Raw genomic sequence first — 13,111 nt, 5'->3', positions numbered from 1 at the left:
GGTCAGGGTATATCTCTTAGTTTCAGAAATTTAAGTCATCTTACAATTATTGATGAACAAATGATACAAAAAGAAATTTCTCCTATATTTTCTGGCATTCCAATGTCTAAGACTCCAGAAATTTCACTTTTTAATCTTCTTTTGACTGGAATAGATAATTCATATTTAGAAAACAATCCAAAAAAAGAAAAAACAAAGTCAATTGATAAGGCTAAAATTCAGCTTCTAGATGAGCTTTTAGAAGATTTATTCAAAAAATTTGATAATGATGTTCCAGAAGAAAAAGAGTTAAGAGATCAACTCGAAAAACTTAATGAAACAATTGTAAGGCTAAAACAAAAGGTAATAATTAAAGAAGGGGAATTTAATGAACGTGCCAATGAGTTAAATAAAATAAAGTTAAGAAAAATTGAAATTGAGGAAAGAAAATCAGAAATTTCAGACTTAATAAATAGATTTGAATTATTAAAAAAACATTATGTTTCTGATCTTGTTAGACTAGAAGCATTATCAGAAGCAAGCATGTTTATAACAAGTTTTGATGACGTAGATTGTCCATTATGTGGAGGTGAACATTCAAAGAAATTAGATAATAAATCTGATGAATTATATCTAGATATCCATAGAGCATCACATGCTGAATATTTAAAAATAAGTAATTTGAAAGATGATTTAGATAAAGCAATAAAGGCTTTAGCTGATGAGTCATTAGAAATTAGTGAGTATGTTCATATTGTAGATGAAGGAATTCTAAAAATTGAAGAAGAATTAAATCTTAATAATTCTATTAAAGTTGAGACAATGGAAGAATATTCACAGGCACTTTCTATAAAAATTTCTTTAAATGAATCTCTTTATCTTTTAGAACAAATTCATACCCTGAATCAGAAAAAAATAAAAATGGGTGAAAAGCATAATGAGGAGGGGGCTTCTGATCTGGAACTTATCCAAGAGATAGATAAAACAGATCAATTTGCTAAAAAGGTAAAAAATATTCTAAGAGATTGGGGAGTTATCAATAATGAGAATGTTACTTATGATGATAATTTAAAGGATTTAAATATTGGAGATAAGCCACGAGAAAGCCGTGGTAAAGGTATGCGTTCTATTACACATGCTGCTTTTACGGTTGGATTACTTGAATATTGTAAAGATGAAGAATTACCTCATCCTGGTTTTATAATATTAGATTCACCATTATTAGCTTATCGCGAGCCTGACTCAGATGATGAAGCTCTTTTATCAAATGGAGTGGATGAAAAGTTTTATGAGTATTTGAAAAACTTGACTGATAGACAAGTAATTATTATTGAAAATAATGATCCACCTGAAGATATTATAAATCAACCATTTACAATTTATTTTTCTAAGTCTAATACAGGGCGATATGGACTTTTTCCAAAAATTGAAGATTAAAGTTAGTGGTATACCAAATTGAAAATTAATTGGTTTTTTATCATATGAATGGTGAGTTACAGAGACTTTAGTTAAAACTTGATATGAATTTTGATAAATTCAAAGTTAAGCTACAGTTCTTTCAAAATAAACTTCAATATAAAGCTAAAGTTATAGATGGAGTTGAGCATTTTCCAAAATATGCGGAAGAGGCTATATCTACAATTTATTAATAGGGGAATGTAAATTGGGGCAGGCTAAACAAAGAGGTTCTTTAGAAGAACGAATAGCACAAGCGGATCAAACTAAACTAGATGGGGAGAGGGTTACAATAGACGAGGCCAAACTTCGTCTAGGGTTGCCGAATACAGCAGAATTTTTAGGTTATGTTATTCATTTGTATGATAAGGATGAATTCGTCGGTAAAGTTGACGAGACTGAAACCGTTATTAATAGAGTGTATGTAAAAATTCCTGATCTAGCGAAGGTCTATGATGCAGTAGAAGATGCAGTGAATGAAGCATTAAAAATTGATAAATATAGGCTGCTTGTTTGTTTACTATTTGAATTTAATAATAAACATATGATCTATGATGTCTGGGCAAACTTTGATGATTAAAATAAAACGGGTTCAAGCCCGTTTTTTAATTTATGAATTTTTAAGAGCAAAATTTTACTGTCTTAATTTTTATTAGATAATTTTGAGCCAACTCATGAGCTAAATTTAGAATATATATTTCAGGATTCTTTTTAATAGTTTCATCAAAAAAATTAGGACTATTTTTTAGAATTTCAGGCACCTGAGTTGTGCCAGACTGATGTTGGAGTGCTAATAAAATTGTTAGTAGTTCATATGTATAGTCTGGTTGAGCGTCATTTTTAATAAGCTTTATAACATGTGAAGAAAATTCAAAAGCTTCTGCTGGTAATAGCGAATAAATATTCTCATCAATGAAAGTAGATAAATACCATTCATCTAAATCTTTTTCTGAGGCTAATTTTTCAAGAAAACTAGATAAAGCACCTATAAACATTTTTATCCTTTCTCACTTTATCTCTGGTATAGAAATGAAAGTCTATCTTCTTTCTGAATAGTCTTTTCCTCTAACCTTTATTGTTCACTCAAAACCATCTGTTTAATCTTAACTGCCTTCTCAAAGTGATCCAGCTTATGCTCCATAATCCACCAATGCGCTGCTTCCATCAGTAACTCAGGGTTATCGTTCTTATTTTTAAAAAACGCATAAAAAGATAGACCGACATTGTCTCCCTTCTTTTCAATTTTATCGTCGCATCCCTTAACAAAAATTTCTCTTAATTCATTTCTCATATTTAGTATCACTTCAAGTCTATAAAACTAAGACGGCTTATTTTGCTCGCCCCATTGGCACATCATATCTAACAAAGGAATTAAAGATTGCCCTTTTTCTGAAAGTCGATACTCAACTTTTGGCGGAATTTGAGGATATTTCTTACGGGTAATCAGTCCATCTCTTTCCAATTCTTTAAGTGTATTGCTGAGTGTTCTAAACGAAATATTACCAATGCAGCGTTGCATCTCATTAAAACGCATGACATTTTTTTCATACAGCCAATACATAATAATCATTTTATATTTGCCATTAATCAAAGAAAGGGTGTAGCCAAAACCCGTATCTTCTAATGAGGTATTTGATGGTACGCATTCATCCATTTTTAAAATCTACACTATCTTTTAGTATAGTATATAACATAAATTACCGTACTTATATTTAGGAAAGTACACTTCTATAATCGATTTATCTACTTTCCGATAAGAGTGTTTTCATAATGAAAAAGACATTAGTCATTATTACTCATCCCCACATAGACCAGTCAGTTGTAAATAAAAGATGGGTAGAGGAATTAGAAAAACACCCAGACCAATTTACGGTTCACCAAATTTATCAAGCCTACCCAGATGGGGTGATTGATGTTGCCAAAGAGCAAGCACTGGTAGAAGAACATGAAAATTTAGTATTTCAATTTCCAGTGTATTGGTTTAACTGTCCACCACTTTTGAAGCAATGGCTTGATGAAGTTTTAACCTATGGATGGGCGTATGGTTCAACAGGTGACAAAGTTAAAAATAAGAAGTTTATGCTGGCTGTATCTGCGGGTGGTCAAGAACATATTTATTCAGAGCAGGGTGAATATAAACTTACGTTGGACCAAGTTTTTAGTTCTTTTCAGCTCACTGCCTTATATGTTGGGGCGGACTATCAACCGCTTCATGCATTTTATGGTCTAGACACAAACCCTTCAGAAGATGAAGAGGTTCCGACTCATCAAGACATAGAAAATAATGCGATTGAATATGTTCAGAAGTTATTAGCGTTGTCTGAGTAGGTTTTAAGGTAGGAAGGCCTGAACTTGAGAGTTTGGGCTTTTCCTTATAAATAATAATTTAAATGCACTGTATCTTTATGATTTAAATACTATTTGCTTTTTGTAATTAAGCGACAATTACACTTTAGAGGAGTAAAATTACAGCATCACTTATAAATTATTAAAATTCAGTCATGTTTAGTTCAGATTTAACGGATTATGTCATTCGACAATTAGGACGTACTAAAAATAAACGTTATGAAGCATATGTGGTTAGTCGAATTATTCACGTACTTAATGACTTTACTCTAAAATTTGTCACTCAACAGTTTGTTAGATTATCAAATAAGAAAATTGCTTTAACTGATTTATATTTTCCTCAACTTGGTATTCATATTGAAGTTGATGAAGGACATCACTTTTTAAGAAATAGTAAAATGGAGTATTCACTCAACCAAATAGATGAGCCTTTTTATAGTTTCTCTCAAACAGAAAGTGACGCTATGAGAGAGGAAGATATTATTAGTATTACTGGACATAAAATTTTTCGGGTAAATGTTTTTAAAAATCAGGAAGGTGAGCCTCAAAATTTAGAGAGTATTCATCAACAAATCGATAAAATCATAGAAGAAATAAAGATTGCAAAGAATAAGCTGGTAGAAGCTTCTACTTTTAAAGAATGGAATATAGAAACAGAATATAACCCTCAAACTTATATTGATTTAGGACGCATCAGCCTAGCTGACAATGTAATATTAAAAACAACAAAAGATGTTTGTAATTGCTTTGGTTATAACTATAAAAATTATCAGAGAGGAGGGGCCATTCATCCGTATCAAGAAGATACCTTAATTTGGTTTCCTAGACTTTATGAAAATAAGGATTGGATTAATACTATATCGCCTGATGGCTTAACGATTACTGAAAAGTCGACAGATGAAACTGTTACTCTTAAAAAAATAGAAGAGTGGAAAAATGGTCCACAGAAAAGAATTGTCTTTGCAAGGGTTAAAGATAATTTGAATAGTCGAGCTATGTACCGTTTTATGGGTTTGTATAAGTTTCAAAAAGCGGATTTAAAAGAGGGGGTGGTTTGGAAGAGAATATCAAACTCAGTCAAAACATATCCTTTTAAGAAAGCCTAATTAAAAATGTAGGACCTTTTGACAATTCAAATTAACAAAAATAAAAAAGACCGAAATCAGAACGATTAGGTCTTTTTTGAATTCTGGTAGTAGGAGAAACAGTTAAGTTTAATATATAAATATATGAATTTTTTAGGTATATAGATTCATAGGTGTAAATGCAACTCTATTTGTACTGTCAAAGATAATTCTGATAGGTATTGAAAGTTCAATTCTTTGCAATCCTAATAATAGTGATTTTTCATAGATAACCTGAAATTTGAATTTTTGACTATCGAAATGAAATAAGTTGTATTTCATGCAGTAGAATGTAGAAAATTTTGAAGGGGTAAAAGAGGCTTCTTCATTAAAAATTATTAATTTTGAATACCTTTAATCGAATGATATTGGGTTCTTGTGTGGAGTTCTTCATGGATACGGCTTTGATTAAGATGCTTAAAGAAATTCTTAAGCAATTTCCAAACTTTTGGAATGGTGAAAATTTACAACGTTCACTTGTTATTGACGCAATTCAAAAAAAAGAAGCCAATGTGATCAAGGCTCTGATCAATAATGAAAAGATAAAAACAATATACAGTACAAATATTGATGGTGTCCTAATTTTTGACTTTGATAAATTGATAAGCCTTCTTAAATATAAAGAATATTGGGCTGATAGCTTTACTAAATATCGCAATAAAGTAGGCTTAACGAGCGAAGATAAATATATAGATTATAGTTCTGATGTTGTTTTGGATTTTCCTTTCAAAGATTGTGTTCTTGAAGGTGGAATGACTAAAGAAGATCAAGAAAAAGATGAAATTTATTATAATGAAATAATTGCACGAGATGAGATTGATCGCTTATTTTCACCTAAAGTTTTTACGAATACAAAGCGATATACATCAGACGGTATTGAAGAAGAGGTAACTCAATTTAATGATGATAATTTGATTATTAGAGGAAATAATTTAATCGCCCTTTCCTCCATTTTAGATGTTTATAAGGGGAAAGTGAAATTAATTTATATTGATCCACCATATTATTTTTCTAAAAAAAAGAAAGAAGATACTTTTTTATATAACTCAAACTTTAAGTTGAGCACTTGGCTAACTTTTATGAAAAATCGCCTAAATTTAGCTAAAGATTTACTAGCTGAAGATGGCGCTATTTTCGTACAAATTAGTGATGATGGTGTGGCAGAATTACATTGTTTAATGAAAGAAATTTTTAATACAGATCAAAACAATTTTATTAATAAAATTACAGTTAGAACTAAGTCACCATCAGGTTTTGGTAGTGTAAATCCTGGAGTTTTTGAGACAGCTGAATATATTCTATCCTTTGCTAAGAATAAGTCTAAGTGGTTGTATAATAAACAATATATTTCATGTGACTATGACGAAAATTATAAGCTTTTTATCCCTAATATAGATGATCATTATGAAGAATGGGAAATAGTAAACTTTCACGATTTTATTGCTGAAAAAATGAATTATAAAAATGCTAAAGAAGCTATCAAGTCTTTAGGGGCTGAAGTATTCTTTAAAAAGGTCGGTGATTATGCGATTGAATTCGAAAAACAAGTATTTAGATATACTGAGATTGGTGATAAGGCAGGCAGCTTTTTAGTTAATCTAAGAAATATTTCAAAATCAACACCAAATAAAATTTTCAAATTTGAAAGAGAAAACTTTTATGATGTTTATGTTTTAAATGGAAAGGAAATAGCCTTCTATAACAAAAAGGTTAGAGTTGTTGATAATGTTAAAACACCTGTTATTCAGTTATCAAATATTTGGACTGATATTTCTTATGAGGGCATAGCTAGTGAAGGTGGGGTTCAATTGAAAGGGGGTAAAAAACCTGAAAAACTTCTTCGAAGAATTATAGAGATGAGTACTAATGAGGGAGATCTTGTAATGGATTTTCACTTAGGGAGTGGCACAACAACTGCAACTGCTCATAAACTCAAACGAAAATATATAGGAATTGAGCAGTTAAAATATAAAGAAAATGATTCCTTAAAAAGAATGCAAAAAGTTCTGGAAGGTGATCAAAGTGGTATCTCAAAAATTGTGAATTGGAAAGGTGGTGGTAGTTTTGTTTATACGGAATTAATGGAATTAAACTACGTATTTATCCATAAAATTAAACAAGCAGAAAAGAATGAAGATTTGATTCAATTATTTGAGGAGATGAAGGAAAAAGCACATTTAAACTATCAAATTGACTTGGAGAAAGTTTTAAATAATCAATATGAAATTGATGGAGTTAGCCATTTTGTTTCATTTAATGATCTTGAATTATCTCAGCAAAAAACACTTCTAGTTGAGCTTCTTGATAAAAATCAGCTATATGTGAATTTTTCAGAAATAGAAGATAAGAACCTTTCAATTTCTGAGAGTAACAAAGCCTTTACAAATAGCTTTTATCAAGGTGGTGAATAATGGCAAGGTCACCTTTGATTACATCTCTAAATTTGCTTGCTGATCAGCTTAAAAAGTTTGATGAACCAGGATTATTCAGTTTAAATTATCAGTTACCTGAATATCTAAAGACTAATCTCAAAGACACCTTACGCCCTTATCAAGAAGAAGCGTTACGTTATTTTCATTATTCGCAGTTTAAACAAGATATTGCAGATAAGGACTATAAGCATTTGCTATTCAATATGGCAACTGGTTCAGGTAAAACGATGGTCATGGCAGGTGCTATTCTTTATATGTTTAAAGAGTATGGCTATCAAAATTTTATATTCTTTGTACACACTGATGCGATCATCCAAAAAACTAAAGAAAACTTGTTAAATGCTTTGTCATCTAAATATCTATTCACTCAGCCTTTAGAAATAGAGGGTGAGCGTATTTATATTGAAGCTGTGGATATATTTCCAAGACAGCCGAGTAAAAATACAATTTACTTAAAGTTATCTACAATTCATAAAATTCATGATGAGTTGAATAGCTATAAAGAAAACAGCATTACTTATGATGATCTTGCTGAGATTCCTATTGTGCTATTGGGGGATGAAGCACATCACTTTAATGCTGAAACTAAAGCAAAAGGTAAGTCTAAAACCTCTACTGAGTATGAAGAATTAACGTGGGAACGGACGATTGAAAATATTCTTGCTCTACAAGATAAAAATCGTTTGTTAGAGTTCACTGCTACGATCAATTTAGATAATCGAGAAATTTACCAAAAGTATAAAGATAAAATTGCTTATCAGTATGACTTGAAAAAGTTTATGACGGATGGTTTCTCTAAAAAAGTCATGCTCTTAGAGGCTAATCAGCATGATGATGAAAAGATGCTGGATGCTGTTTTATTAAGTCAATATCGCAAATTAGTGGCAGTAAAACATGGTATTCAGGACTTTAAGCCGATTATTCTGTTTAAATCGAATAAGATTGCAATATCTAAAGCCAAACAAGAGCAATTCACTCAAATTATTAGCGACTTAACTCCACAAAAAGTTAAAACACATTTAGCGAATAAGCAAAACCAAATTACCTCATCCAGTAGTATTTGGAATCGGGTGATTTCTCATTATTTTACTGAAAATCTGGTTGAAATTGTTGAGGGTATTCAAGAAGATTTTAATGAGTTGAATATTCTTAATGTAAATAAGTCAGATATTTTGGAAGAGTATCCAGTCCTTTTAAATACATTGGAGGAACCTGATAATCCAATACGTTTAGTTTTTGCCGTTGCAAAGGTTAATGAAGGTTGGGACGTATTAAACCTTTACGATATTGTCAGAATTAGTGAAAGTGCATCATCTACAAAATCAGGAACAGATAGTGAAGCCCAGTTAATTGGACGTGGAGCGAGATACTATCCATTCGTGTTAAATGGTGAAAAAAGTTTTACTCGACGTTTTGATTTAAGTAATAGTGATCTTAGTGTACTAGAGCAACTTCATTATCATACGATCAATGATCCTGCGTATATTAAAACCTTGCATACTTCGTTAGAACAAGCAGATATTATTGCGGATACTGATGGTAACGGTGTAGTTGAACACGCTAAGCTTAAATCTGCATTTACAAACTCGGACTTTTATAAATTTGGACAATTATTCTTTAATGAAGTTGAAGAAATTTCTGCATATGAGCGTTCATGGACATCATACTCACTAGAAAAGCAGTATGAGATTTCATATAAAACGGCTAATGAAGTTGGTTTAGATAACTTAGCAGCAAGCTCAAATACAAGTCTACACACAAAAACTTTAGAGCTTGACCTTCGTTATTGGTTTAAGGCTATACAGAAGATTAGTTTTTTTGAGTTTGCGAATCTAAAACATTATTTCCCAGAGCTTCTTAGTATCAATGAGTTTTTAACTGATTCAAGATACTTAGGTGGATTGACAGTCAATGTGAATTTACCAAATACGCTCAATCTAAGCGATCTTCCACCACATGAAAAATTACAGCTTATTGAAATTGTTTTAACGCGTATTGCCGAAAATATTCGTCGTAACTATCAGAAATATAGAGGAACGTATCGTTTTATTAGTAAGCCGTTAAAAGACGTCATTACAGATTATAGTGTTCATGTCGATCCGAATATGATGGCCAATCAGCGCATCACATCAGAAGCAACAACGGGTAAAACTTGGTATGTTTATGATAAAGCTATTCTAAATCAGCTGGAGCATCGACTGATTAAACTTTTAGATATGTTTATGGAGAAACTTCGTGGTAAATATGATGATATTTATGTCATTCGTAATGATGAAAAAACCACACGTTTTAAATTAACAGAGTTTAATGGGGTAAGGGGGTTTATGCCTGATTTCATCATGTTGATGAGAGATAAAGCTGAAACAGATGTTTACTATCAAGTTTTTTTAGAGCCAAAAGGTGATGATCGTCTAATCCAAGATGCTTGGAAAGAAGGTATATTAGCTGCAATCAATGATCCTAGTTTGATTATCATTGATACTGATGACAATGTTCGTTTGGTTGGAATTAAATTCTTTGCCGATACTAGACGACAAGAATTTATTCAGGATTTTGCAGATAAGTTATTCGATGGTGAACAATTAGAAGCACAGTCTCTGTTAATTTAATTTTTACTAGTTCCCTAGTCCTATTTTTAACTGATAGACACCCTATTGCTTTTTTGTCTGTCAGTTAAAATTCGGACTAAATTCTTCTCAGCCGAAACTTTATATTTAGTTAATAATGTTTAGGATGGCATCTAAAAAACTTCTAATTTTTACATTTACTCTGCATAGTCAATTTTCTAAGAATCTCTATATTAAAATTAATGCAGATTTTTTGACTTAAACAATATTTATCCTAGCTTACTGTATCAAAATTTAAGTTAGTATTAGTAAAAGATAAGTTCAAAATAGGTAGTTATTCTTTTTCACTTCTATTATAAAAAATTACTAATGTATACAGTCCTTAACTTATTTTTTCATCCTTTTAAGAATTGCATAAGTTTGAAAATAGAACTGCTATATTATTAGATCTACGATTGGCTAGTTTTCTATTGGCTGTTGGTATAAAAATTAGTTTTTTGGAAAAAGAATTATAATTATAACGGTGTAGTGTAGGGTTTTATCGTAGTACTACCGTCAATAAAAAAGCCTAAACCGATTAAGTTTAAGCTTCTTTAAATTTGAATTCTGGCGGTGAGAGAGGGATTCGAACCCTCGATACGCGCAAACGTATACACACTTTCCAGGCGTGCTCCTTCAGCCACTCGGACACCTCACCAAGGCGTGCGATAGTAACTAAAAAATCAGGTTCTGCCAAGATTTAAGACGAGCATTACAGAAAAAAAATAATAGAGGTGATAAGATTGCGCTAAAAATCTATTGGTTTAATTACACAATGCAAAATACGGCCAAAAAAGCGACCTTGCCTGCCACGGCTTTGGCAGCTCTTGGAGTGGTCTTTGGAGACATCGGAACGAGTCCGCTCTATGCCTTGAAAGAGTCCTTCCATACTGCCCATGGTTTGGGAATTCAGCCTGAAAACGTATTAGGAATTTTATCCATTATTTTTTGGTGCTTAATGCTGATCATCAGCATCAAGTATGTCGCAATTGTCATGCGTGCAGACAACAATGGCGAAGGCGGTATTATGGCCTTACTCGCATTGAATTTGCGTAAAGCAAAAATTGCCGACAATAAAAAAATCTACATGATTGCCATTGGCTTTATTGGGGCATCACTGTTCTTTGGTGACGGTATTATTACCCCGGCCATTTCGGTATTGTCCGCGGTCGAAGGGTTGTCTATTGCAACCAACGTTTTTGACCCGTTCATTATGCCAATTGCAATTGCCATTATCATCACGCTATTTTTAGTGCAAAAACATGGTACGGCCTTTGTAGGGAAGTTCTTTGGTCCTATTACGCTTGTGTGGTTTATCTCGTTAGGCGCATTAGGCCTTCACAGCGTTATTCAAACACCGATTGTACTCGGCATGTTTAGTCCGCATTGGGCGATCCAGTTTATCTACCATCATCCAGTCATGACCTTTTTTGTGATGGGTGCTGTGGTGTTAACCGTGACGGGTGGTGAAGCACTTTATGCTGACATGGGACATTTTGGACCAGTTCCGATTCGTCTTGCGTGGTTCTTTGTGGTGTTGCCATGCTTAGTTTTAAACTATGCAGGACAGGGCGCATTGTTACTTCGTGACCCTGCGGCAATTGAAAACCCATTCTATTTACTGGTTCCACAGTGGGCACTTTACCCAATGATTATTATGGCGACTATGGCAACAGTGATTGCCTCTCAAGCCGTAATTTCTGGGGTGTTTTCTCTTGCTCGCCAAGCGATTCAATTGGGTTATTTACCACGTTTAAGTATTAAACATACCTCTGAGTCTGAAGAAGGTCAGATCTATGTACCGTTCTTAAACTGGTTACTTTTAATCGCAATTATTATCTTAATTCTGATTTTCAAAACCAGCTCAAACTTGGCAAGTGCTTATGGTTTAGCAGTGACCTTAACCATGCTATGTGACACGATTTTGGTTGCAATCTTTATCTACTCAGCGTGGAAATGGAGCTGGCCAAAAGTGGTGTTACTGATTATTCCATTCTTCATTTTAGAGTCGGTTTTAGTTGCAGCAACTTCACTTAAAGTGTTGTCAGGTGGTTGGGTGCCGTTACTCATTGGTGGTATTGCAGTCACCATCTTAATGACATGGAAACGTGGTCGTGAGCTTACTTTTGCCAAACTTGAACATGACACTTTAGCTTTAGATTTGTTTGTGAAAAGTATTGGCAATAGCGTGCACTGGGTGCCGGGTGATGCCGTGTTTATGACAGGTACACCAAACGTTGTGCCACATGCCATGCTACATAACATTAAGCACAACAAAGTATTGCATCAGCGTAATATCTTGGTAACTGTGGTGATTGAAGATGTGCCATTCGTTGCACCAGAAGAGCGTATTACGACAGAAGCTTTAGCTGAACATTTCTACCGTATTAAAATTTTCTACGGCTTTAAAGATGAAATGAATGTGCCAAAAGCGCTTATGCAAGCTTATGAGCAGTTAGGTCTTGAATATGACTTAATGCATATCAGCTTCTTTATTTCGCGTGACCGTATTGTTCACTCGGTGGGTGATGGTATGTCGCCGTGGAGAGAGAAGCTGTTTATTTCGATGCAGCGTAACACCAGTCCGGTGAGCGACTTCTACCAAATTCCAACCAATCGTGTGGTGGAGTTAGGTAGTCAAATCGAAATATAAAAATTTGATGTAATAAAAAAACCAAGACATAAGTCTTGGTTTTTTTATGGCTCTGATTATTGAGCTTGTGACATCGGTGCATCTGCTGGCAATGCACCCTCTTTTGCCATTGGGTCTGCTGACTGATTTGGGTCAGCTGGTGGCGGTGGTGTATTTGGGTCTTGTGGCGCTGGAGCAGCCATTTCACCGCCCGCAGGAGGCGCTGGTGGTGCATCTGCAGGAGGAGCAGGAGGTACATCAGCTGGAATAGGGGCACCAGTAGGGGCTGCACCTGTTGGCGGAGCAGAAACAGGTTGTACTTTCCCACTATTCACTAAATCACTAATAGAGCCAGGTTGCCCATTGACGGTTGTAGTGACTTTTACTTTAGACAAACTTTCTAAAGTTTCACCTGGTTGAACAGCAGGTTCAGCTAGGGCTGCCATACTGCACAGTCCAGCAATTACGCCAATACCAATAATCTTTGAATGGATCATTAAATGGACTCCGTTTATATTTTTATCCAAATTTGTGGAG

The 13,111-nt window shown here is 33.5% G+C and carries 11 protein-coding genes and 1 tRNA gene; 7 read left to right on the top strand and 5 right to left on the bottom strand.

The annotated features are described in order from the left end of the window. Positions 1-1,416, top strand: a 1,416-nt coding sequence (locus ACH63V_RS02300) for a hypothetical protein (RefSeq protein ID WP_396462607.1), incomplete at its 5' end; no start/stop codon positions are given. Between the two features lie 226 nt (positions 1,417-1,642). After that, entirely contained in the window at positions 1,643-2,014 is a 372-nt protein-coding gene (locus tag ACH63V_RS02295) for a hypothetical protein (RefSeq protein ID WP_396462606.1), read from the top strand. A gap of 40 nt (positions 2,015-2,054) precedes the next feature. Here ACH63V_RS02295 and ACH63V_RS02290 read toward each other — a convergent pair whose 3' ends face one another. The 3 genes from ACH63V_RS02290 to ACH63V_RS02280 all read right to left on the bottom strand — a co-directional run bounded on the left by ACH63V_RS02290 (position 2,055) and on the right by ACH63V_RS02280 (position 3,088). Beyond that, positions 2,055-2,429 carry a hypothetical protein gene (locus ACH63V_RS02290; protein ID WP_396462605.1) on the bottom strand — a complete coding sequence of 125 codons (375 nt, stop codon included), beginning with the start codon at positions 2,427-2,429 and terminating at the stop codon, positions 2,055-2,057. 77 nt (positions 2,430-2,506) lie between these two features. Beyond that, positions 2,507-2,725 carry a DUF6500 family protein gene (locus ACH63V_RS02285; RefSeq protein WP_311069906.1) on the bottom strand — a complete coding sequence of 73 codons (219 nt, stop codon included), beginning with the start codon at positions 2,723-2,725 and terminating at the stop codon, positions 2,507-2,509. 27 nt (positions 2,726-2,752) lie between these two features. Further along, positions 2,753-3,088, bottom strand: coding sequence for a winged helix-turn-helix transcriptional regulator (locus ACH63V_RS02280; RefSeq protein ID WP_396462604.1), 336 nt, complete (start codon positions 3,086-3,088; stop codon positions 2,753-2,755). Positions 3,089-3,204: 116 nt separating this feature from the next. Between ACH63V_RS02280 and ACH63V_RS02275 the strand changes: the two genes are divergently transcribed. From ACH63V_RS02275 to ACH63V_RS02260, 4 genes are all read left to right on the top strand, one after another. Next, positions 3,205-3,762 carry an NAD(P)H-dependent oxidoreductase gene (locus tag ACH63V_RS02275; RefSeq protein ID WP_396462603.1) on the top strand — a complete coding sequence of 186 codons (558 nt, stop codon included), beginning with the start codon at positions 3,205-3,207 and terminating at the stop codon, positions 3,760-3,762. 173 nt (positions 3,763-3,935) lie between these two features. Next, positions 3,936-4,886, top strand: a complete 951-nt coding sequence (locus ACH63V_RS02270; RefSeq protein WP_396462602.1) for an AbaSI family restriction endonuclease — start codon at positions 3,936-3,938, stop codon at positions 4,884-4,886. Positions 4,887-5,296: 410 nt separating this feature from the next. Further along, complete coding sequence (locus tag ACH63V_RS02265) at positions 5,297-7,315, top strand: DNA methyltransferase (RefSeq protein ID WP_396462601.1); 2,019 nt, start codon at positions 5,297-5,299, stop codon at positions 7,313-7,315. Next, positions 7,315-9,945: a DEAD/DEAH box helicase family protein gene (locus tag ACH63V_RS02260; RefSeq protein WP_396462600.1), complete on the top strand. Its 2,631-nt coding sequence runs from the start codon at positions 7,315-7,317 to the stop codon at positions 9,943-9,945. The genes ACH63V_RS02265 and ACH63V_RS02260 overlap by 1 nt, the downstream gene beginning before the upstream one ends. A 565-nt stretch (positions 9,946-10,510) precedes the next feature. Here ACH63V_RS02260 and ACH63V_RS02255 read toward each other — a convergent pair. After that, positions 10,511-10,600 (bottom strand) — tRNA-Ser (locus ACH63V_RS02255). 117 nt (positions 10,601-10,717) lie between these two features. Between ACH63V_RS02255 and ACH63V_RS02250 the strand changes: the two genes are divergently transcribed. Continuing rightward, positions 10,718-12,595 (top strand): potassium transporter Kup, encoded by a 1,878-nt coding sequence (locus tag ACH63V_RS02250; protein WP_396462599.1) that lies wholly within the window; start codon positions 10,718-10,720, stop codon positions 12,593-12,595. A gap of 56 nt (positions 12,596-12,651) precedes the next feature. On the opposite strand, the gene ACH63V_RS02245 is transcribed toward ACH63V_RS02250, so the two are convergent. Then, positions 12,652-13,071, bottom strand: a complete 420-nt coding sequence (locus ACH63V_RS02245; RefSeq protein ID WP_396462598.1) for a hypothetical protein — start codon at positions 13,069-13,071, stop codon at positions 12,652-12,654. Between the last annotated feature and the right edge of the window lie 40 nt (positions 13,072-13,111).

The sequence above is a fragment of the Acinetobacter sp. ABJ-A23_2 genome, assembly GCF_044538765.1.
GTDB classification, from domain to species: Bacteria; Pseudomonadota; Gammaproteobacteria; order Pseudomonadales; family Moraxellaceae; genus Acinetobacter; species Acinetobacter nosocomialis_A.
The sequence above is the reverse complement of the archived record's forward strand: the minus strand, read 5'-3'. Positions and strand labels throughout refer to the sequence as shown.